This window comes from Hydrogenophaga sp. FG152, assembly GCF_057809615.1.
In genome coordinates this window covers 107,537-125,915 of the sequence record NZ_JBMDKH010000014.1, presented here as the reverse complement: position 1 = coordinate 125,915, position 18,379 = coordinate 107,537, and the positions used below count along the sequence as shown (strand labels likewise).

General features: G+C 62.7%; 27 protein-coding genes. 8 read left to right on the top strand and 19 right to left on the bottom strand.

Going from position 1 to position 18,379, the window contains the following annotated elements:
- Positions 1-11 precede the first annotated feature (11 nt).
- The 19 genes from ACODTB_RS17405 to ACODTB_RS17315 all read right to left on the bottom strand — a co-directional run bounded on the left by ACODTB_RS17405 (position 12) and on the right by ACODTB_RS17315 (position 14,713).
- On the bottom strand, positions 12-383 hold the full coding sequence (locus tag ACODTB_RS17405) for a hypothetical protein (RefSeq protein ID WP_488929565.1): 372 nt from the start codon (positions 381-383) through the stop codon (positions 12-14).
- Between the two features lie 4 nt (positions 384-387).
- Positions 388-1,026: a phage tail tube protein gene (locus ACODTB_RS17400; protein ID WP_488929564.1), complete on the bottom strand. Its 639-nt coding sequence runs from the start codon at positions 1,024-1,026 to the stop codon at positions 388-390.
- A gap of 18 nt (positions 1,027-1,044) precedes the next feature.
- Positions 1,045-1,494, bottom strand: coding sequence for a hypothetical protein (locus ACODTB_RS17395; RefSeq protein WP_488929563.1), 450 nt, complete (start codon positions 1,492-1,494; stop codon positions 1,045-1,047).
- Between the two features lie 5 nt (positions 1,495-1,499).
- On the bottom strand, positions 1,500-1,784 hold the full coding sequence (locus tag ACODTB_RS17390) for a head-tail joining protein (protein ID WP_488929562.1): 285 nt from the start codon (positions 1,782-1,784) through the stop codon (positions 1,500-1,502).
- Positions 1,785-1,787: 3 nt separating this feature from the next.
- Positions 1,788-2,099, bottom strand: coding sequence for a DUF7210 family protein (locus ACODTB_RS17385; RefSeq protein ID WP_488929561.1), 312 nt, complete (start codon positions 2,097-2,099; stop codon positions 1,788-1,790).
- A 36-nt stretch (positions 2,100-2,135) separates the two neighbouring features.
- Entirely contained in the window at positions 2,136-3,080 is a 945-nt protein-coding gene (locus ACODTB_RS17380) for a major capsid protein (RefSeq protein ID WP_488929560.1), read from the bottom strand.
- 39 nt (positions 3,081-3,119) lie between these two features.
- The gene (locus tag ACODTB_RS17375) at positions 3,120-3,458 is read right to left on the bottom strand and encodes a capsid cement protein (RefSeq protein WP_488929559.1); all 339 of its coding nucleotides are present in this window, start codon (positions 3,456-3,458) and stop codon (positions 3,120-3,122) included.
- Between the two features lie 41 nt (positions 3,459-3,499).
- Positions 3,500-4,867 carry a S49 family peptidase gene (locus ACODTB_RS17370; protein WP_488929558.1) on the bottom strand — a complete coding sequence of 456 codons (1,368 nt, stop codon included), beginning with the start codon at positions 4,865-4,867 and terminating at the stop codon, positions 3,500-3,502.
- 81 nt (positions 4,868-4,948) lie between these two features.
- A complete protein-coding gene (locus tag ACODTB_RS17365; protein WP_488929557.1) occupies positions 4,949-6,583 on the bottom strand; it encodes a phage portal protein in 1,635 nt (544 codons plus the stop codon).
- Positions 6,584-6,596: 13 nt separating this feature from the next.
- Positions 6,597-6,824 (bottom strand): DUF6148 family protein, encoded by a 228-nt coding sequence (locus ACODTB_RS17360; protein WP_382155409.1) that lies wholly within the window; start codon positions 6,822-6,824, stop codon positions 6,597-6,599.
- A gap of 69 nt (positions 6,825-6,893) precedes the next feature.
- Positions 6,894-7,199, bottom strand: coding sequence for a hypothetical protein (locus ACODTB_RS17355; RefSeq protein WP_488929556.1), 306 nt, complete (start codon positions 7,197-7,199; stop codon positions 6,894-6,896).
- Entirely contained in the window at positions 7,196-9,235 is a 2,040-nt protein-coding gene (locus ACODTB_RS17350) for a phage terminase large subunit family protein (protein ID WP_488929555.1), read from the bottom strand. Before ACODTB_RS17350 ends, ACODTB_RS17355 begins: the two co-directional genes overlap by 4 nt.
- Entirely contained in the window at positions 9,232-9,843 is a 612-nt protein-coding gene (locus ACODTB_RS17345) for a hypothetical protein (protein WP_488929554.1), read from the bottom strand. The genes ACODTB_RS17350 and ACODTB_RS17345 overlap by 4 nt, the downstream gene beginning before the upstream one ends.
- Before the next feature lie 132 nt (positions 9,844-9,975).
- Entirely contained in the window at positions 9,976-10,578 is a 603-nt protein-coding gene (locus ACODTB_RS17340; RefSeq protein WP_488929553.1) for a phage tail protein, read from the bottom strand.
- Positions 10,575-10,871 carry a hypothetical protein gene (locus ACODTB_RS17335; RefSeq protein ID WP_488929552.1) on the bottom strand — a complete coding sequence of 99 codons (297 nt, stop codon included), beginning with the start codon at positions 10,869-10,871 and terminating at the stop codon, positions 10,575-10,577. Before ACODTB_RS17335 ends, ACODTB_RS17340 begins: the two co-directional genes overlap by 4 nt.
- A 246-nt stretch (positions 10,872-11,117) precedes the next feature.
- A complete protein-coding gene (locus ACODTB_RS17330) occupies positions 11,118-12,794 on the bottom strand; it encodes a DUF5906 domain-containing protein (RefSeq protein WP_488929551.1) in 1,677 nt (558 codons plus the stop codon).
- The gene (locus ACODTB_RS17325; RefSeq protein WP_488929550.1) at positions 12,787-13,803 is read right to left on the bottom strand and encodes a toprim domain-containing protein; all 1,017 of its coding nucleotides are present in this window, start codon (positions 13,801-13,803) and stop codon (positions 12,787-12,789) included. Before ACODTB_RS17325 ends, ACODTB_RS17330 begins: the two co-directional genes overlap by 8 nt.
- A gap of 16 nt (positions 13,804-13,819) precedes the next feature.
- On the bottom strand, positions 13,820-14,200 hold the full coding sequence (locus ACODTB_RS17320; protein WP_488929549.1) for a hypothetical protein: 381 nt from the start codon (positions 14,198-14,200) through the stop codon (positions 13,820-13,822).
- Between the two features lie 264 nt (positions 14,201-14,464).
- Positions 14,465-14,713: a hypothetical protein gene (locus ACODTB_RS17315; protein ID WP_488929548.1), complete on the bottom strand. Its 249-nt coding sequence runs from the start codon at positions 14,711-14,713 to the stop codon at positions 14,465-14,467.
- A gap of 80 nt (positions 14,714-14,793) precedes the next feature.
- Here ACODTB_RS17315 and ACODTB_RS17310 point away from each other — a divergent pair, with 80 nt between their 5' ends.
- The 8 genes from ACODTB_RS17310 (at position 14,794) to ACODTB_RS17275 (ending at position 18,376) form a co-directional block, all read left to right on the top strand.
- Positions 14,794-15,339 (top strand): hypothetical protein, encoded by a 546-nt coding sequence (locus ACODTB_RS17310; RefSeq protein WP_488929547.1) that lies wholly within the window; start codon positions 14,794-14,796, stop codon positions 15,337-15,339.
- A 178-nt stretch (positions 15,340-15,517) separates the two neighbouring features.
- Positions 15,518-16,039 carry a hypothetical protein gene (locus tag ACODTB_RS17305; protein WP_488929546.1) on the top strand — a complete coding sequence of 174 codons (522 nt, stop codon included), beginning with the start codon at positions 15,518-15,520 and terminating at the stop codon, positions 16,037-16,039.
- Between the two features lie 164 nt (positions 16,040-16,203).
- Entirely contained in the window at positions 16,204-16,470 is a 267-nt protein-coding gene (locus ACODTB_RS17300; protein ID WP_488929545.1) for a hypothetical protein, read from the top strand.
- Positions 16,467-16,901, top strand: coding sequence for a hypothetical protein (locus ACODTB_RS17295; protein ID WP_488929544.1), 435 nt, complete (start codon positions 16,467-16,469; stop codon positions 16,899-16,901). Before ACODTB_RS17300 ends, ACODTB_RS17295 begins: the two co-directional genes overlap by 4 nt.
- Positions 16,898-17,188, top strand: a complete 291-nt coding sequence (locus ACODTB_RS17290; RefSeq protein WP_488929543.1) for a hypothetical protein — start codon at positions 16,898-16,900, stop codon at positions 17,186-17,188. The genes ACODTB_RS17295 and ACODTB_RS17290 overlap by 4 nt, the downstream gene beginning before the upstream one ends.
- Positions 17,185-17,508, top strand: coding sequence for a hypothetical protein (locus ACODTB_RS17285; RefSeq protein WP_488929542.1), 324 nt, complete (start codon positions 17,185-17,187; stop codon positions 17,506-17,508). Before ACODTB_RS17290 ends, ACODTB_RS17285 begins: the two co-directional genes overlap by 4 nt.
- Positions 17,509-17,658: 150 nt before the next feature.
- Entirely contained in the window at positions 17,659-17,976 is a 318-nt protein-coding gene (locus tag ACODTB_RS17280) for a hypothetical protein (protein WP_488929541.1), read from the top strand.
- Between the two features lie 43 nt (positions 17,977-18,019).
- A complete protein-coding gene (locus ACODTB_RS17275) occupies positions 18,020-18,376 on the top strand; it encodes a hypothetical protein (protein ID WP_488929540.1) in 357 nt (118 codons plus the stop codon).
- The last annotated feature ends 3 nt before the right edge of the window (positions 18,377-18,379 follow it).

Sequence of the window (18,379 nt, the reverse complement as noted above, 5' to 3'; positions counted from 1 at the left end):
CGGCTGGTGCGCTAGTTTTTTGCGATTTCCTGCTTGTTGCGTCCGTTGAGCGACTCGGCGACCTTGAAGAGTTCCAGCACGTCACTGGGGTTTTCCGCACCAAACACGTCCCACTCGGCTTCGCTGTAGAGTGGCTTGCCGTCGGCGAGCGTGACGGTGCGCGCCAACGTGTAGGAAACCACGTGCCCGCCGGCGCGCGCGCGGGCGCGCCCCTCGGTCTCGCCGTCGCGAGGCTTTTTTGCCTCTTCATTGACATGCTTTTTTTCAAACATTTCGGAGAGCAGGAGGCCGCGCACGACGACATCGGCGCCCAGCGCAGGGACGGTGACGGTCTGCTTGCGCAGGACCGGAGACTTGACTTGATCGCGGTTGAGCAGTGCCATGGGTTCAGTTCATCCAGAAGGACATCGGGGCACGAAGATTCATGCTGAGCGGCGTGGTCACGGCAGCGCCCGCTTCACCCTGCGGTGAGAGGTTGCAGCTCATGTAGGCCGAAAAAGCCAGCTTGACGCCGGTGGCGAACGTCAGCAGAACGCAGCCAGGCATCTTGCGGTCGTCGAAACCCTTGGCGGCGAGCAGTGCGGCATCATTGGGCACCCAGAGCGATGTCGAAGCCACGACGATGGGCGAACGGTTACCGGGGATCTGGAAGTCCTGGTCGGTGTGAATGGTCGGGATCAGGATCTGCGCGGCTTCGCCACCGCTTGGCGTGAAGTTCTGCAACGTGCTGGCCTGAGAGCCGAAGGTGATCTCCTCCGCCGTGCCACTCACGAAGTCGTCGAACAGCGTGCTGTCGATACCCTCCAGGGTGAACTCATCCGTAGTCGATGCGGAGACACGCACCACGCGGTAGTTCAGCTGGGACATGCCCACGATCTTCAGCAGCAGGTAGTCCCCATTGCTGTAGCCGTGGGCGGTGCTGTCAGCCACGGCCGGGTTGGCCTTGCTGATGTCGGTGATGGTCTTGGGTGCGGCCAGCAGGGTCTGCACGGCCACTTTCACTTTGCTCCAGACGTTGATGTCCATGCGATGCTCCTGTGGGTGTCAAAGAATTTGGTCGGGGGCCTCGGCGGCCACCATGTAGGTCATGCGCCAGTCCTGCGCGCGCGATGCAATGAGCCGGTCTTTGTCCTCGCTGACCACCGGCCGACTACCTGTGATCTGCACGCCGAGTTTGCAGAGGGAGCGCAGCGTTGCGCTGGCCGCAAGCAGTTTTTCCACCTGCAGGCCGAGATCTCGCGAGCGCGCGACTGCCTCGGTCCCGTGAGCGGCCACGCAGTTGATGGATACGCCCAGCGCGCGCTCTTCGATGCTCGAGAACGTGTTCAAGGTCACCGTTTCGCCCTCCGCCGATTCGTCCACAAGGATGGCCGGCAGCAGGTTGGGCGGGACAGCGTCCACGCGATCGAGGTAAACGTTCGAGCCCGCGGCGGTTCCGCCGGTAGCCAGGATGCTGCGCACCGCTTCGAGGATCTGTTGCTGGGCATGGGCCACGACGGCTACCCTTTGCGCAAGCGCAGCAACGTCGTTCCGGTGCCATCCGGCTCCGTCTCCACCACCTGCCAGGCTTCCACGCCGATCAGGAGCGTCTGTCCGACGACGTCCACCGGGACCTCGCTGGAGGGCAACAGGAAGACGGGGCCAGTGGCGTACACACCGCTTGCGACCTCGAAGGCTTGATAACCGTTGTCGAAGATCCCGCGCACTGCCTCCCCGGCCAAGGTCGCGTCTGACGCGAACTCGGTGGACTGGAAGAAGAGCGCGAAATCCTCAACGAACGGCATGGGTCAGGCTTCCAGGTCGGCGAACGCGGCATTGGCTGCGTCGAGAGCCGCTTGAGCAGCGGGCCTCTCTTCATCAGATGCCTTGGCGAACGCTTCTTCCGCTGCCGCAATTGCGTTCTGCGCGTCGGAGAGCGCTTGCGCGTGCCGCTTGGCATCGGCCGCCGTACGCGCCTTCGCCTTCTCCGCCGGCTCAGCAGAGCCGCACGTGATCAGGGCAAGGGCCTGTTGTTTCGCCTTGTCCGCGATTTCCATCAGGTCGCCAACGGCATAGCGCTTGCCGTCATACCGTATCGGCTGGAGTGCAACGAGTTTCATGTTCGCCTTTCGTCAGCGGGCAGGAGGGGTGACCACTCAGGCCACGGCGTTGGTGATCAGGAACCCGGCGGAAGCGGCAGCGAGCACCGGCGCTTCGCTGCGGGTGACCGGGTACAGCCAGCTTTTGGCATTGCGGTCAAAGTAGGGGTCTTCGACCTGCGGATAGCCACTGAGCTGGTAGGTGTAGCCATAGCTGGGAAGGCCACCGCTCTGGGCGCTCGCCAGGTTGGTGTATGCCACCACCACGTCCTTGCCCCAGACATCGGTGAAAGCAGTGCCGGCATCGTTCGAGTAGATGGCTGCGCCTTCAACAACACGCTCGACTCCGAAGAGGCTTGCCAGAAGTTCAGCAGTGGCAACGTCACGGCCGGTGTACTTGATGCGGTCGACAATCTTGGGGTGGTTCTTCAGCTTGTCCATCACCACCGAGCCCAGCACCACGGTGTTGGGTCGTTTGCCAGTGGCAGCACGCACAGCGCTTTTGGCGGCTTCGATGTCATCGATGGGGTCACTGGTTGCGCCGTAGTCGCTCCACTGGTCGGTGCCAGCAAGCGTGACCTTGTTCGACGCCGCGTAGCTGGCGGCGTTCCGTGCGATGTCGGCCGAGGCCTTCTCGTGGCGCAAGGACATGATCGCCTGTACCTCGTTGATGGCGCGTGCGCCCAGATCGATGCCTGGGCTGTTCTGGGCTTCCTGTTCGATCTCGACCGGCACCATGCCTTCGAGGCTGTAGTCCACCAGCGCGTAGGGTGCACCCGCATAGCCGAAGCGAACGCGCTTGGTGTTCTCGCCCGGTGCGCGCTGGCTTTGGTAGAGCATGAAGCTCTCTTTGCCGAACGTGATGATGTTGCCGCCGCGCAGATTCACGGGGACGGTGGGGAACAGAAAGCCGGCCACCATTTCGCTGTTCTGGTAGCCCTGGGCCACCGTGGTGAGGACGGGATCGATGACGCGGGCCTGTGCGGCGTTCATTGCAGACATGAAGATTTCTCCAGTTGGGTGAAGGGGTTGGGCTTCGAATCAGTTCGGAATGAGCAGCACTTCAATCTCGTCGCCATCGGCGGCAGCGGCAGTCAACGCGCGCGCAACGGTGACGCCCGCGGTCCGGGTGATCAACTTGCCGGCCGTACCGACTTCGAGTGCTGCTCCGGCAGCCACGGCTGCACCAGCGGTGGCGATGCCCGTGCCGAGCGCGGTGACCGGTACACGCGTGCCAGAGGCTGCATCGAGTTCCGCCACGCCAACGGCGTTTCCCGCGGCGGTGGCGACAGCGCCGGTCGCGGTGATGGCCCGCGCGCGGGTGATGGTGGCGGCGGCGAGAACGCCGATGGTGTGTGCGGACTTGAAGAGTGCGGCCATGGTGTGCTGCTCCTAAGGGTGTGTTGAGGGAGAGGGGTTGCTCAGGCCTGGGCGGCTTGAACTGCTTTGACCGCGGCGAGATAGTCGGTACCGGGATGGTCGGCCTGGTACTTCTTGGCTTGAGCGTCCAACTCTTTGCTTGTCATTGCCGCACTGGCGGGCTTCTGAACCGAGGAACCGGGCACCAGCGCCAGCGGTGCGGGGGCCTCGCTGCGCAAGGCCTTGCCCGCAGATTCGATCCGCTCGCGTTCGGCCTTGAGAACCACGCTGGCGGCTTCGGGGCCGGTGGTCTTTCCATCGAATGCGAGCTGTTCGACCAGTGCTTCATGGCCGGGCAACGTCTGGGCGCGCACATCGGCGATGCGCTGCCGCTCTGCTGCAGCGCCTTCAGCGCGGGCAGCCGTGATGTCGGCTTGGGTGATGGCCGCAGTTGGTGCGGGAGGTGTGGCGGACGGTTGACCGCCTTCAGTGGGGGTGCCAGACATGGGTGCTCCTTGGTTGGCGGATGAGCGGGCGGTCGGCCCGGCGGGGAATGAACGGACACGCTTGGCGGCCAGCTCGGAAAGAAGTTGATCTGTGGTGGACACGCGATCAGCGAGGCCCAGGCTTACCGCGGCCTCACCCCGGTAGGCCGAGGCCTGGGTGTTCCGCACGGCTTGCGCCTTCAACCCCCGGTTTCGGACCACCGCGTCGACAAACATCGTGTAGATGCCGTCGACCTCTTCCTGCAGGTTGGCCTGAACATCCTTGGGCAGCGGCTCGTATGGGTTGCCGTCAACCTTGTGGTCGCCGGCAAAGATGTGCGTGACACGAATGCCGTCGTTGGCGAGTGCACGTGAGAAGTCGACGTGCCGCATCACCACACCGATGGAACCTGCGTAGCCGGTGGCAGAGACGGCGAGCGAGTCGAAGGCCGAACCGCCGAGGTAGGCGGCCGAAGCCGCGAGGGTGTCGGCGATCGCCCACATGGGTTTGCGGCCTCGCTGAGAGTGAATGCGGTCGCCGTATTCGAAAGCTCCCGCCACCTCGCCACCTGGAGAGTCGAACACCTGCAGGATCGCGTGCACCTCGGGGTCTTCCATCGCTGCTTCGAGCTGCATGGCAAGCTCGTTGTAGCCCAGCAAGTAGCTGGACTCGGCCATGAGGTAGCGGCTACGGTGCACCAGCGCGCCGCTGGCGTGGATGACGGCAACCCCATCAGTGACGATGTAGCCGTTGTCGCCACGTTGACCACGGCGGGTGCTGAACATTTCGGCCGGAAGCGACGCTACTTGCGCAAGCTCAACGGGGAGGTCTACGCCGGCACCCAACAGCCGATCACCCAGACCCGCGATGATCGCGTCCAACTTCTGCGGGTGAATGAGCAGCGGCGTGTTGAAGATGCGCGCTGCGATTTGGGGATGCTTCATCGGTTCATCACTGGATCGTTTCAGTGACGCCGATTCTGAAAATATAGGCCCATAAAAAATAGGCCAAATTGCGACAAGTCCTCAACGATGCGCAGGGCCGGCGTTGTCTTCTTCTGATTGACGCTGCGTTGCATCCCGGTCATCGTCGGGCGCACTCGCAGGAGCCGGAGCGCCCGCCTTTTGCACGTAAGTGCCATCGCGCTTCTGTGCGGCCACTTCTTTTGCGCGCTGCCGGTGCTTGACCTTCCACGGCACGCCGTCATAAGCCACACTCTCGGAATCGAGCGTGCTGATCTCCATGTCCACCCGTGCCTGAGCTGCAGTGACTTCCTTTTGGGGATCCAGCGAGCCAGGCCCGTCACCGGTCCACACGCCTGCGCACCACGCAGCACGTGTGATGTCATCGCTGAAGAACCCGGGGGCCCTGATGCGACCGGCCGTCACCTCTTCGGCAAGCCACAGCTCGTGGACCGGAGAACACGTGTTGGTGATCATCCGGTCCCGGCGACGCCGCCAGAATTTCGCCGCCATCAACATCGCTCCGCGGGCGGCGGTGTAGCTGCTCTGGAAATGGAGGATAAGGACCTCAACCGGGATCTCCAACGCCATGCCAATCTGTCGCACCATGGCCATCCAGAACGGATCGAATGCGGGATTGGGGCGGGTCGGTGCCACCGACACGGGCTCTTCACCAGGGAGGAGGTTGATCGCCTTGCCGCTCTCCATCTCGCCGGACCACTTGCCGGCCTGCTCGACGATTGCGCCCTTTGCGTCGTCTTCAAAAATGTCCTGGAACGCTTCCGGGTCCATCTTGAGGAAGACGCTGAAGATGCTGCTGGTGACGGCCGCGTTTAGCTCGGCTTCGGTCCAGCGCCCCAATTGCTTTAGAGGTTCAAGGATTGGGGCAATCCACGGGACACCGCGTACCTGTCCAGGGCGGAGCGGCTGGAAACTCTGGAGCACATTCCGACGCCCACTCTTTTCGCCCCTCACGGGCACCCGCGTCCAGTCATTCTTTTTGCCGAGAGCATCGCCGGGGTGCAGCCTGGCGACGTGCACCGCAACGGGCTCTCTCGTGGTGGGATGCAACTCGACGCCTTCCACCAGGTTGTCGGTGTTCGGTTTTCCGTCCGGGTTGCACACGCGGTCCGCCTCAATCAACTGCAGCGCAAGAGATGCAGCGCGACCTGCGCGCGGCACCATCGGCGTCAACCAGAAGATGTCGCCTCGTTCAAGCTCCGAGCGAAAACTCAACTCCTGCAGACCGTAGAAGTTGAGGTTGCGTTCAAGAGCGCAGTCGATTGAGTCGCACCACGCGTGAAAACGACGGTCATGGTCTTCATTCCATGCCTCGGCCTCTTGTTCGCTCAGGCCGAGAAATCGCCCGTCAACCTGCGCGCTGAACATCAATCCAGTTCCGACAACCCCGTTAACAGTCTGCCCGATGGCACCAACCGCGATCGGTGAATTGCGCATCTGGTCGCTGCTCCGTGCGCGCAGCACCTTGAGGTCTGGATTGATGTCCGTATTGGGCGACCCCGGGGAGGTAAGCCACCTCGAAAGCTGCGCTTTGTTGATGCCTGCGCCGCTGTAGCCACCGCCCATGGCGAGCGTCGTGCGAGCCAGCATGCGTTCTGCCGCACGTTTGGGCGAGACATATGCAATGGCCTTGTCTAACAAGTTCTGGCCACCGAGTGCAGCCATGGAGGCATTCATGCGATTTGCCATGTCAGAACCCCACCACGATGGTCCGGCTTCGCCCACGACCGCTGGCTCGCGCGCTCAGTTCCGCAACTCGCCTGCTCCAGGTCTCGATACCCTGCTGGATCGTTGAGAGATCTTGGTACGTCAGCGTCCGTCCTGCGATGGTGTAGGACTTCTTGTTGAGCGCAGCAGTCTCGGCCGCTAGGTAGGCGTTCAACTGCTCCTGGGCCTGTGCGAGGGTGATTCCGGACATGATTTCGTGCTCCTAAGTCCGCGGGAGTCTAGGCAGCAGGCGGTGGCAAAACTAGGCCAAATTGCGACTTCACCCACCCGTGCCGCGCTTTACATACCGGTACAGCGTGGCTCTGTGGATGCCATGGCGCGCCGACAGCTCGTCGTCACTTGTGACAGCATTGACGGCCTCGCGTGCGATCTCGGCCCGCTGGTCGTTCGTGAGGTGTTTCCGGCGCTTCGGTATCCGCACTCGCAGCCCACCCAACTCGGCGCGCGCGGTTGCCTCGACCTGCTGGGCCTGTTCGTCCGTGATAGAAGGTACGAGCGCGCGCAGCCGCTGAATGACCACCAGCAGCAGGTCCGGTTCAGGGTCAAGGTGCCGGCTGGTTGTCACGCGCCACCTCTCCTCAACCCCCTGAGCGAAATCTTGCCGCCCACGATGGAGGGGGCGGATGCCTGTTCGGTTGGTGGTGGTGCAGCACTGGCCGCTACCGTCGCTGCGCGATCACCCAAAGGCTCAACCACCGGCACGTCTTCCGGCTCAGTTGGCTGCCGGAAAGGCTGGTCATGTTGTTCAAAGAGGTCGCCGATGGTCGGCACCAGGCGTTCTCGTAGCAACTGCCAGGCGTGTTCGCTCTTCTTATGCAGGCCCAGCATCATTGCGGCGGCCACGCTGTAGACGGTCAGATCGAGCGGTTCGTTTGGCTCGCCCTTCTTCTGTTCCCACCAACTGACCTTGCGGCCACGCTTAAAACCGCTCGTGCGGTACTCTGCCACCAGACCCTTGAACCAGCTCTCGGGCAGGTCTTGGCTGAAGTGCAATGCACCAGGTCCTTGCACGAACTTCCAGCGCGCCTGCAGGTAGTCCTTGGCGGTGTCGGTTCCGATGATCCACAGTTGCGGGCCGCGGCGCTCAGTCTTACCCCTCTTGTCCACACCCACGATGCTGGGCTTGTTGCCGATGATCGGCCGGTTCTTTTTGTTTGCGTCGCCTTTGATGGCGAAGACGTTCCGGTGGCGACGCGCCTGGGTGAAGTTGTAGACCTCTTGCGTGTGGTGGCCACCGGAGTCGACAAAGGCGGCACTTATGTTGAGGCGGCAGCCACAGGCGTGGCGGTACCGGCCCTTGAGCAGTTCGTCGGCCTTGTCCCATGTAGCCTTGCTTGCCGGGTCGCCGTGGATGACCTGGTAGTCCACCACCCAGCCTTCCATGCCCTCGCCCCAAGCGATGACCTGGAACTCCAGGCGGTAGGCCTGCACGTCGATCGCAGCGGTGAGAACGAGCCCGCCGGCCGGGACGGTGGTCAGGCGGTAGGGTTCGGCGCGAGCCATCAGCCCCTCATAGCGCGTCGACTCTTTGCTCCGCGCCCAGCACTTGGCTAGGCGCGTGTTGTAGAAGACGATCATGCTGGTGTCGTCGCCCTCCTCCAGCTTGGCCTTGGCCTTGTGGTACTGCTTAAGCAGCGCAATCCAAGGGAGCCAGCCGTAGGGGAGGAACATGGCCGAGGCCTGGAAGCTCTCGGTCTCACCGTCGCCCGGGACGCCATCGCTCCACAGACCGCGCGCGAACATGCGGGTCTTGTCCCCCTCGCCGTGCAGGCCGCCGCATTCACAGCATGGATAGAAGGCTTCCTTGCCATCGTCGCTAGCGATGAGGCGCGGTTCGCCGTCCTTGTCGAAGAAGTCCAAAGGCTGTGCGTGGCCGCAGTGAATGCACTCTGCCAAGGCCACGCGCTGGGTGCCGCGATCGTGCAGCGTTTGAATCGGACTTTCACCCTCGATGGTGGGCGAACTGGGGTAGTAGAGCTTTGCTTCGCGCTCGTGGCTGGTCATCCGTGTTTCCAGCAGTTCGTCGGGTGAACCTTCGCCGCCCACGTTGTCTTTGGACCTGTCGATCTCGTCGTACACACCGTAGGTGGCGGTGAGCTCCGAGAGGTTGGCAGCGGCGCCAGCAGTTGCGATGTACAGCGCACCGCCCGGGTAAGACTTGATGTCGTTGTTGTTGGTCGAAACCCGAGAAGCTGGCTTTGCGAAGCGATCTCGTAGTGGCGCGGTGGCAGCGACCACCTTGTCGATGCGGGCGGCGGCACGCTTGTGCAGCTTGCCGGTAGGCACTACCCAGATAAAGTTGCGCGGGCGCTGGTGCACCGTCTCGCCCATAAAGTTCAGGCCCACCTGACTCTTGAACATCTGCGATGCAACCATGGCCACTACGCGTTTGCAGGGATGATCTGCGCTGAGGCAGCGCATCGGCATGCGAGCGTGCGGCGTGCGCGAAGTCTTGTACGGGCCGGGCTCGCTGGCACCAGTCTCTTTCGGCACGATCATGTTGTCGTCGGCCCAAACGTCAACCGACTTGTTCGAGTCCGGCTCGATGCCACGCGCGAACGCATCGAGCATCAGGTAGTAGCCGTCGTGCAAGTCGTTCAAGCGACCTCAACCTTCACGCCAAGCTTTTCGCGGAGGCGCTGAGCCAGCATCTGTTGGATGGTGCGGTTGTGCTGGCGCAACACCTTGGCACAGGCGTCGGCGTTTTCCAGCACTGCCAGCTCAGCGGCCAGCGTGTTGACGGACGAGTCCATGGAGTCACGCAGTTCGCGTGCAATGTCGAAACCACCTCGATTGATATCGGCAACGTCGCGTACCTCGGCGCGCTTGCGCGCCAGCTCCAGTTCGGCAAGGGCAGCGTTGGCATTCTCGGTGCGCACACGTGCGGCGGTGTAGCCGTCAGGTGCCGTAGCAGCTACCGTCTGCATGGCCGGCGCCTGGACGCCGTCAGCGGCTGCCGCCAGCAGATCGGCACCGGTTTCGGATACGTGTCCACCGCCATCGGTCGCACCGACCCTGGCGCGGGTGTTGCGCGCCCACTGGCTGTCCGCGAGATGCAGGTCGATCAGCTTGTCGGGGCCGAACGCGCTGATGCGCTGCTCTTCCACCGCCTTGCGCACCGACTCACGCGTGGCACCAGGCAGGCCCCGACTCTTCCGGGACCGCGCGTATTCGGCCTGCGTCAACAGATTCGGGTCACTTTTCGCCATCTGTCAACCTGTGCGTCAACTTTTCCTGAGCCGAATCGCTAGCGCGGTTTCGCGATCGTTTCGCCCCGTATGAGACGGGCGCACGGAAGGACCCGAACGGGGGGTGGGGGGTCGGGAGGGTGGGGTGCATGGTCAGCGCGCGTTGAACTTCGAGACGTAGAACCGGGCTTCGCTCGCGAAGATGGCGGGGAAGCGGGCGCGGATCGCGCCGACCACCGCACGGTTGATCCGCTTCTGGTTGAACATCTGGGCTACATCGATCGTGCTCACAGCCTTGATGGGCAAGCGATCCTTGCCCGTGCGGATGAAGACGGTGCGTCCCTTGTTCCCGATGAATGCGCCGGTGATGATCTTCTTTCCACCGGTCTTGCGGACCTGGAAGCGGAGCTGATTGAGCGTGCCTTCCTTGCCACGCTTGCGCGCCTGGGCAAGGCTCACCGAGCGTTCGAGGAACGCAATCATGTTCGCGCTGCGCTTCTTCCCATTGCCACCAATCAACTCGGCAGTGAAGCTGAATTGGCCTGCCCTGAAAGCGGCGCGCTTGAGGCGCAGCCGCTCCCGGACATAGGCCGAGGTAACGCGGTACTCCGAGGTGATCTCCCGGCCCATCTGAGTCTGTGCCTGGGCCATGGTCTTGTTCATGGCTGAGACCAAGGCCCGACCGCCAATGTCGGAACGCAGCTGCCGCAAGGACCGCTGCACTTCGGGGAAGTTGGTCTTGAAGTCCAGCTTCATGGTTCGTCCCGCCCCCACGGAGACCGCAGCCCAATGGACCGTCCGCCCTCTTCCGCAAAGAACGTGCAGCGATGGCCGTGCACCAGATGCCACCGTGCCGCCGCATCCGCACCCTGCGCCTGCAACACGGCGGCATGCTCACGCCTCGCCTGTTGAGCCTTGGCCATTTGCGCATCCACCATGTCGCTGCCGTAGGCCTCCCTGCAGAGGTCGACAAACTCGGCCACCGCGGGCATGTCTTGGCGCCGCGCCGCGTTTGGCGCCCTCTGTTCGATCGACTGCTCATCCTTCATAACTCTTCCTTCTTTTGAGAGAGAACCCAGAGTGGTGTTACGCGTGCGCGCGACCGTGTTGCGCCTGGAGCCCGCGTCGTTACGTGCGTTACGCTCGTTACGGGGGGTGTGCGTCGCGCACATGCGCACGCGCCTGCACGCACATGGGTATGCGCGCACATGTACAGGGAGGTGGCGTAACACGCGTAACGCACGTAACGACGCGGGTTTGCGGCGCATCGGCGTTACGCTGAATGCGTAACAGGCTCATTTCTCTCCCCCGGCTCTCTTGCCCGAAGTGGGGGCGGGGGAGGAAGTTCCATCGTCGGTTCCTGATCCACCCTCCCTGGTACGGAGAAAGCGGCTCAAGGCGACGTCGAAGGTGTCAACAGCACTGCCAGCCCACTCGCCTTCGGAGACACCGTTGCGCGGGCCGCAGTCGCGCGGTATCCAGCACCGCACGGACTTCCTGACGCTCGTGGCATCCACCAGGTTGATCACCTTGTAGGTGAGCACGGGTTCGAGCTTTCGGCCTTCCGAGTCCTTCTCAACTCTTTCGTCGGCCCATTTCCTGACCGTCGAGGTGAATTGCGCCTGGTTCGGGGCCCAGCGCTCGCCGGTGTTCTCTCCCCAACGGCGGAAGGCGCGGTACAGCTGCTCGGCCGAGCACACGGTCCTGGGCAGGTGCAGGTACCCGCCCATCCAGTCGAGCATGAAGCGCTCGCCCGGTTCCATGCTCAGCTCGATGAGGTCCTGCTTGGCCTGCGTCATGAGCGGCTTCGTGTGCTCGTGGAAGCCATCCAGCGGATAGTTCAGCAGGTAGTGCATCCACTTGGCCGCGCCACCCGCGGCGAGGAAGGCCCTCACCGTGTCGTACAGCTTCCCGTCTTCGGGAATCGGGGTGTAGACGACGAGATGGCGCCGGTCATCCCGCTCCAGCGCAATCGGGATTTTCTCGTTCGAGAGAAACACCAGGTTCGCCCAGTTGGCTTCCCAGCGGGTGTCGGTGTGCATCGAGCGGATCGGGATTCGCTCCGCGTCGATCATCCACTTCAGGCGGTTCTTGTTGTGAAACAGCTCCTGGCGGCTGACCACCTCATTGCAGACCACGATCTGCTTTGCCGATATCCACGCGTTGTACTTTTCCTCGATCTCGGTCTGGCCGACCATCACGCCATAGCGCCCGTACATGTCGCGAACCACATCGAAGAAGAGGTTCTTGCCGGTGCCCTGAGGTCCGTGGAACACCAGCGCAGTGGCCATCTTGGCTCCTTGCTTCTGCAGGGGAAGCGCCAACCAGCACAACACCCAGTTCTTCACCTCATCGACGCTGGTCACTGCGCCGTCGCAACGGCTGCAAAGGTGATCGAGGAGCGCGAGCATGGGCTCCACGTCTTTCGCTTCACAAGCCACCGGCTCGATCGCCAGGCCATTCCACAGATTGATCGCATCCTCTCCGCACTGCTCGGTCGGATCGAACACGAGCTGCTCTTCGTCGACGCTCTTGCGGTCTGGCGAGGCCTTCCACATGCGCACGTAGTCCGCTCCGAACATGTGAGCCATGTTGGACAGCTTCACGCTCTTGCGCTTCTCACCATCCCAGGCCGTGTCAGTCGGATAGATCAGCGTGAAGTTCTCGATGAGGCGCGTGTACTTTCCCCAATCGATCTTCTTTTTCGGCTTGCCCCCATCGCCCGCGGCCTCCCCCCCTTTCCCCTTCGAAGACGCGCTAGCGCTATCAGGGGAAGGGGGTGGAGAGGCCGAATTCGCGCCATCTGACGCACTGGAGCGCCTCTTCCTGCCCGCACTGAGCGGCAAAACATTGTTCGATGGCGCGTCCGCGCCAGAGGCCAGGAAGGAGGCTTCTGGCGCTCCCAGCTCATCGCCCGCCGAGTCGTCGTCAGGCTCTACCGGTGGCAGGTGTGGGTCATCCGGTTCAGTCACTCAAGGCCTCCACGATGAGCGCCGTGACACGCTGCAGTTGGCGAGCAACGACGGAGAGGCCTTCGCGCTGGTGCAGGTCATTGAAGTCGGTGTCCTTGAGCTGCCGCGTTCGCGCGTCGAACACCGGCCAGAGGATCTCGCATGAATCCGTGTGCTTCGCCGCCAGGCGCGCACGCCTGCAGCCGGGATTCGGGCCCGCATGGTCGGTCGACTTCCAGTCGTCATCGGCGCAAATCAGAATGAACGGCTCGGGGTAGAGGCCGCGCAGCAGCTCCACTACCGCAGGCAAGTTGTAGGCATCGAGCGCCACGAACACGGGCCACTTCTTCTCCGTCGCCATGCGAATGGACAAGCCAGTGGCATAGCCTTCGCACACCAACAGGAGAGGGCTCTCCGGAGAGATTTCGCCCAATCGCACGCTGCAGCCGGTTTTTGCGAAGCCGGAGGTGAAGACCTTCTGCGGCAGCGGCTCGCCCGTCCGGCGATGCTTGCGCGGCCCGGGGTGGATACGCTGTACTGCACGCAACGCGTCCTCGCGCGGCAAGTCGTACCGCAACAATGGAATCAGGATCGATCCGTCGGGGAGATACCGGCATGCCTCGCCTTCCACCTGCTTGGACTTGAGATAGGCCGAGCTGCCGGTGCGAGATCCCGTGGCCCAGAGTTCGGCCGCGGAAAGGGCGGCCAGACGGGCCTCTTCGGCGCGCGCAGCGGCCTCGGCCCTCCGCGCTGCCTCGTGCTCCGCTTTCCTGCGCGCGCGCTCAGCCTCTGACAGCGGCGCCCAATCGACCTCGACCTTTTCGGACTTGCCGCTGCGCCAACTGCCGAACGTGCCAACCAGGTAGACCCCGCCGGCATCAGGGCGGAACTCGTACAGCTTGTACCAAGCCTTGCCCCCTTCTCCGCAGGTTGTTCGCCGATTGAGGACAGGAAAGCGACTTCGGTCTTTCGAACGTAGGGCGATGCCGAACAGCTCCATCTGATGGAGCACCTCACGGTAGTTGTCCATCAGACGTGTGACCCGGTCAAACGACAGCCCTCATGCGCGGCATATCGATCTCGGCCTGCAGCTGCTGCATGCGCTCCATCATCGAGGCCATCTGATTCGTGGCCTGGATGAACTGGCGCTGCAGTTCGGCCTGCTCCTCCTTAGGCGCGAGTGGCACGGGTTCGGCGTAGCCAAGATCAGCCATCAGCCAGGAGACGGCATCGTGGTATCCGATCTGGCGGCAGCGCCGCAGCAGCAGCGCCACCTGCTCAGGCGTGAGGCGGTTCGGGCGTTCGGGGTTGAGGCAATCCAGCAGCGCGCGCTGCGCTGCGTCGGCCATCTTTTCCGGCCAGAGCATGGGGCCAACCTGCTTACTTCCGCCGAGCGCCTTCACGCACCCGACCAGGGCATCGTTCAAACATTCCATGAAATCACCCCTTTACGAAGCGTTGCGAAAAATTCGTGGTCGTTCGTAATGACCGCGAACAGGCAAAAAAAGAGACTGGAGGCCATGCAGAACACGACCTCGACAGCCATTGAAGAAAAACCCGCCGGCCGCGCGCCTGGATGTGGTCAGGGAGGAAGAACCACCATACGCGCGGCCACCGCTGTGAGCGGCGACCTGGCGGAAAGACTGCCGGAAGAAGGGACGAAAGACCGGCAACCGCAAACTGGAACTCATTTACGCCCCCTGCTCGACCTTCAGGGAGGGTGCTCCTTTCGTTCCCATCAACTCCGGCCAGATCAGATGCCAGTCGTCCCGGCGCAGGTCCCACAAAAATGCATCGGGATCGACGGTGTTGATCTGCTTCGCCAATGCAGGACTGGCAGTTTTGAGACCACGGGTGATCTGGTAGAGGTACTGTTCGTCGATGCCAACGCGCTGCGCGATTTCCCGGCGCTTTTCGGCTGGATAGGATGGGAGAGCCATGGCACGCATTCTAGCCTCGGGCTAGCCTTAGTCAAGCCCACGGCTAGAATCACTGTGCAGGGTTCTGCTTGAATCGTGCGATGAGCGTTGATCAGGACCCCAAACAACTGTTCATGGCCTTCGTGGATCGTGAGGTTGAGCGTGGTATCTCTAAGAAGCGATCAGACGCTTACCACGCTGTGGCCCATCAACTGGGCTTGAAGTACGACATCGTGTACCAGATGTACAACGGCCAGCCAAAATCCCGTCCACGCAGCCCCAGCTGGTTCACGATCAAGGACCTCGCAAGGGCCTACCATGGCGACAGCGACTTTGCCGACCTCGCGGAGCGAGCGGCGAACGCTTTTACTTTTGCGCTGAAGCGCTCAGTCGCAGTCGACGACTCCCCTGACGCGAGCGACGATGCTCCTCGCCAGTCCTTTCAACACGGAAGTTTGCAGAGCGCGGTTACAAAGCTGGCAAGTGTGCTCGTGAGTTTGGACAGCACCGACAGGAAAGCTGCCGCAGCAATTCTCCATGACTTGGCTATTTCGCCAGAGCAGGCAGAACTCATGTTATCCAAGCTCCAGCGCTTATTGGGGGGAGACGATCCACAGGCCGACTTGACGCTGAAAACTGGTACCTGAGCAGACCCCTACGACTTTATGCAATTGTTCGGCCCCGCGCAGTTGATGAAATCCCTGCTATCAAGCCAATAACAGGCGTCTGTCCCAAAAACATCACATACTGGTGCACCAGTCGTCGCCCACAATCTACAGTCGAAGTGCTGCCAGACGTTTGTGGTTACTCATGTAGGAGATAAAAATGGTGCGATTGTTCGCTGCTGCAACTTCGGCGGCTTTCCTAGTTGGTTGCGCTGCACAAATGCAGCAACGTCCTACTGTCACACTAAGTGCGCCCTTCGACACAGCTCAGGCAGCTTCGATGCTTCAAGATGGTTTGAACACCATTAAGGGCAATGCGTTCCTGCGTCAACGTGGCGGCGGCGTTGTAACTTGCGCAGGTTCGATTGTGTATTTGGTTCCAGGAACCGAACACGCCAAACAGCGATTCGCTGCGCTTTACCCCGGTGGCGGTAGTGCAGGAATCAACCGACGCTTTGACCCCGTGTTTGTGCCCGACTCGAGCGAATATAAGTCAGCAGTCAAAACGACGAAATGCGATTCCCAGGGCAATTTCTTATTCGATCGGGTCGCCGACGGCACCTTCTATCTCACGACGACTGTCAACTGGCAAGTGGGAGGAATCAATCAGGGAGGCAACTTGATGCATCGAGTTCAAGTCAAGGGGATAGAAACAGCGAATCTCGTAATGACCGGGGACTGAGGCTCAAACCACCCGAACCGCCCGCAGCAAGCGGGCTTTTTTTCGTCCGCGTGCAACTACCGTTCATCGGAAATCTAGCCATGACTCTAGCCATTGGCTCGTGATAGGCTAGCTTTGGGCTAGACTTTCTCCAGCGCGTCCATCGACGCCATGTGGAGCAAGTCATGCCATCTCAGCGGATCTCGAATCAGGAGGCCAGCCAGGCCCTCCAGACCCAAGCGGTCACTGTCGTCGAACTGGATGAGCGCGAGAGCGGCTTCGCGCTGCTGACGCAGTTCGGCATCACCGATTTCGCAGACACCGAGCCGGCCGAGCTGGCTCTGGTGCCGATCGAGGCCGACCACCTGCGTCGCCAGATTGATCGCGCTGCGGGCCACTCGCGCTACGACGACTCGGCCTTCTCCGTGCAGCGCATGGAGGTCTCGCCGTGAGCAAAAGCCTTCGACCAGGTGCGGCCAGCACCAAATCCCGCCGCGCCAAACGCGCACTCGTCCCGCAGGTGTCTGCCACCGTTGCGAAACTGATCGCGACGATCCAAGCCGAGGCCGAGGCAGCCACTCTGGAAGCGCTCAGCGCCAAGGACGGCATCCTGGTGCTGCAGCCCATTGAATCCGGTTCGGCGCATTTCTCGGACTACGGCGAAACCCTGGTGTTCCGGGACGCGCATGGCGCGGCGGTCCGCTACTACCAACGGCTTGAGCTTCCTGAGAAATGGCGTGGTAGTGAGCTTGAGCGCACCTGGCACCCGTCCCATTTCCGGGTGTACGTCACCCGCGTCGACGGTGAAGGCCGCCAATGGGAGGCCTGCCTTGGCATACACGTCACCGACGAGTTCGGCACTCTCGTGGCGGTGCCGGAATGAAGCGCCGCACCCTTGTGCAGACGTGTGCACGCTGGCTCCTCGGGCCGCTGCTCTTCCTGGCGCTCCTCGCCCTCGGCGCCATCCTCGACGACCCGCGCGCGGCCCAGGCCAGCGCCGACGACATCGCGCAGGCAGAGCGCGACGCACAGCAGCAGGCCGACGATGACGCGTACTGGCTGCGGATCTGCCGCCACCAGTTCGGCGCAGGCGCCCTGCTGCTGCGGACGCACGACGGCGACGTGGTCTGCAGGCCGGCGACGCACGTTGCGAGAGGCGGTGCCCTGTGAGCGCGCAGCACACATCGGGACCGCTCCTCGGTCTCTTCTTCAACGGCGCTCAGATTCGCCTGCCCAAAAGCGGTCATGTGGCGGACAGCCCTGGCGCTCCCGGATCTACCGTGATCGCTCGGCTCGAAGGCATCGACGAGGCCAAGGTTTTCGCTGCCACTGGCCGAGCAATGGCCGCCGCGCCTGAACTACTGGCCGCTGCGCGAGTTCTGGCCGCGCGCGGGTTTTTCACGCCGACGTCCTGCGCTGATGCGGCAACTCTGAAGGACATGGCCGCGATGCGCGCCGCCATCGCCAAAGCCACCGGGAGCGCGTCATGAACCCCGGTACGCCCAGCGAAGGTCACGACTGCGCCGTTCGGATCATGCGCATGCGCGGCCTTGTGCTCCGCGGCACGGCCCTGGAGCCCATCCCCTTCCGCCAATTTCCGCCTCCGATCTGGAAGCGCGAGCCCATCCCGGAGCAAGGCCATGAACAGCCCAGCGCCCGCCGCCCTGCCTGAGGTCGATGACGAGTTGCTGCGGCGCGCTTGGCGCCTGCTGCGCCCTCCATGCTGGCCGGAGACCTATGAGGCCTCCATGCGCGACCCCCTGCGCGCGCAGATGGTCCAGATGTACGCACGCCAGTTGCTGCGCTCGGACGCCAAAGCGAACGCCCGCGCGGCCTGGCCTGCAACCGCGCTCACCACGCCCGCGCTGGCACGCGAACGGCGCTGGCCAGCACCCGTATCCGTCTCGCACGGCGTCGACCGCAAGCGCGCAGCTGCTGGCGATCGAGACGACGACTGATTTCCCCACCCCTGTCCAACCACCTTCAAAAGGAAGGAAGCCCATGCTTTCGCCCAATCCTGAAACCGAACGCCCCGAGGTGCGTTACCCCGTGCTCAAGCTGCCGAAGCTGGAGCTGTACTTTGCCTGTGGTTCGCTCCTCTGGCTGCGGCAGATCAACAACGACCCCCTGGTGCGCGTGATCGAGCATGAGGGCAATGTCACCGCCGTGGATCTGCGCGATCTGTGCCCGTCGCTGGAAGCGGACTACATCAACGCACGCGAGAACGATCGTGCCGGAGTCATCTACTTTCACCTCAAGCTTACGTTCAAGACGCTGCCCGAATTCCTCACTGCGGCAGCGGCCATGCCCCTCAACCGCCGCCGTGTTCCGGCGCGGGCGAAAGCCGGGATGCACTGAGCA

Excerpts from the sequence above, each read along its gene's own strand:
- ACODTB_RS17405 (WP_488929565.1), bottom strand. The coding sequence starts at position 383 with ATGGCACTGCTCAACCGCGATCAAGTCAAGTCTCCGGTCCTGCGCAAG.
- ACODTB_RS17400 (WP_488929564.1), bottom strand. The coding sequence starts at position 1,026 with ATGGACATCAACGTCTGGAGCAAAGTGAAAGTGGCCGTGCAGACCCTG.
- ACODTB_RS17390 (WP_488929562.1), bottom strand. The coding sequence starts at position 1,784 with ATGCCGTTCGTTGAGGATTTCGCGCTCTTCTTCCAGTCCACCGAGTTC.
- ACODTB_RS17385 (WP_488929561.1), bottom strand. The coding sequence starts at position 2,099 with ATGAAACTCGTTGCACTCCAGCCGATACGGTATGACGGCAAGCGCTAT.
- ACODTB_RS17380 (WP_488929560.1), bottom strand. The coding sequence starts at position 3,080 with ATGTCTGCAATGAACGCCGCACAGGCCCGCGTCATCGATCCCGTCCTC.
- ACODTB_RS17375 (WP_488929559.1), bottom strand. The coding sequence starts at position 3,458 with ATGGCCGCACTCTTCAAGTCCGCACACACCATCGGCGTTCTCGCCGCC.
- ACODTB_RS17370 (WP_488929558.1), bottom strand. The coding sequence starts at position 4,867 with ATGAAGCATCCCCAAATCGCAGCGCGCATCTTCAACACGCCGCTGCTC.
- ACODTB_RS17365 (WP_488929557.1), bottom strand. The coding sequence starts at position 6,583 with ATGAATGCCTCCATGGCTGCACTCGGTGGCCAGAACTTGTTAGACAAG.
- ACODTB_RS17360 (WP_382155409.1), bottom strand. The coding sequence starts at position 6,824 with ATGTCCGGAATCACCCTCGCACAGGCCCAGGAGCAGTTGAACGCCTAC.
- ACODTB_RS17345 (WP_488929554.1), bottom strand. The coding sequence starts at position 9,843 with ATGGCGAAAAGTGACCCGAATCTGTTGACGCAGGCCGAATACGCGCGG.
- ACODTB_RS17340 (WP_488929553.1), bottom strand. The coding sequence starts at position 10,578 with ATGAAGCTGGACTTCAAGACCAACTTCCCCGAAGTGCAGCGGTCCTTG.
- ACODTB_RS17335 (WP_488929552.1), bottom strand. The coding sequence starts at position 10,871 with ATGAAGGATGAGCAGTCGATCGAACAGAGGGCGCCAAACGCGGCGCGG.
- ACODTB_RS17325 (WP_488929550.1), bottom strand. The coding sequence starts at position 13,803 with ATGGACAACTACCGTGAGGTGCTCCATCAGATGGAGCTGTTCGGCATC.
- ACODTB_RS17315 (WP_488929548.1), bottom strand. The coding sequence starts at position 14,713 with ATGGCTCTCCCATCCTATCCAGCCGAAAAGCGCCGGGAAATCGCGCAG.
- ACODTB_RS17310 (WP_488929547.1), top strand. The coding sequence starts at position 14,794 with ATGAGCGTTGATCAGGACCCCAAACAACTGTTCATGGCCTTCGTGGAT.
- ACODTB_RS17305 (WP_488929546.1), top strand. The coding sequence starts at position 15,518 with ATGGTGCGATTGTTCGCTGCTGCAACTTCGGCGGCTTTCCTAGTTGGT.
- ACODTB_RS17300 (WP_488929545.1), top strand. The coding sequence starts at position 16,204 with ATGCCATCTCAGCGGATCTCGAATCAGGAGGCCAGCCAGGCCCTCCAG.
- ACODTB_RS17290 (WP_488929543.1), top strand. The coding sequence starts at position 16,898 with ATGAAGCGCCGCACCCTTGTGCAGACGTGTGCACGCTGGCTCCTCGGG.
- ACODTB_RS17280 (WP_488929541.1), top strand. The coding sequence starts at position 17,659 with ATGAACAGCCCAGCGCCCGCCGCCCTGCCTGAGGTCGATGACGAGTTG.
- ACODTB_RS17275 (WP_488929540.1), top strand. The coding sequence starts at position 18,020 with ATGCTTTCGCCCAATCCTGAAACCGAACGCCCCGAGGTGCGTTACCCC.